1 protein-coding gene is annotated in these 601 nt (G+C 54.1%); it reads left to right on the top strand.

The window, feature by feature from the left end; genetic code table 11:
- Positions 1-380: 380 nt before the first annotated feature.
- The coding region (locus tag AC1QQ2_RS14910) for a WD40 repeat domain-containing protein (RefSeq protein WP_479713734.1) at positions 381-601 on the top strand (221 nt) is incomplete at its 3' end.

Genomic DNA, 601 nt, shown 5'->3' with positions numbered 1-601 from the left:
CTCGTGGCAGAGGGCGAAAAAAAGAAAATTAGCCTGAGAATCAGCCAATCAGGGGTTTCCCAAATGGTCTACAGACTGGACTGGACTGGACTACCTGAGCAGTAGCAGAGCACTCAATTGTATCAGCCCAGGCAAAAGTGGACTGGACTGGACTAAAAGGACTGGACTGGACTAAAAGACTGGACTGGACTACTTGAGCAGTAGCAGAGCACTTAAAGTAGTTCAAAAGTAGTTTGACGATTTTTGGTGAGTATTTTTCTTTGGCCTACAGTGAAGTCCATTCCAGGCCAGTCGCCGCCTCGCCTGCCTCCTGCCTCCCTCCTGGATTCCTGCTTCCTCACTCTGATTTAGCACGCCCACCCCGAACCCCACTCCCGGCAATGTCTCTGGCTCATTACGACGAGCCCCCGAACAAGAGGCCTCGGGGTTCCGAGACTGCTCTGAGTGAGATCGTGAACGAGATTCCTCGGACAAGTGGTCTGGAGTCGCCCACAATGCTCCTCACCGGCCACGAGGCGCCCGTCACTTGCCTCAAATTCGACCCCTCGGGACGGTATCTTGCGTCGGGCTCGAACGACAAGCGGATATGTACGTGTGCACT

The sequence above is a fragment of the Aestuarium sp. genome, from assembly GCF_023253315.1.
Lineage (GTDB): Bacteria > Pseudomonadota > Alphaproteobacteria > Rhodobacterales > Rhodobacteraceae > Marivivens > Marivivens donghaensis.
This window is presented reverse-complemented; position numbering and strand designations above follow the sequence as displayed.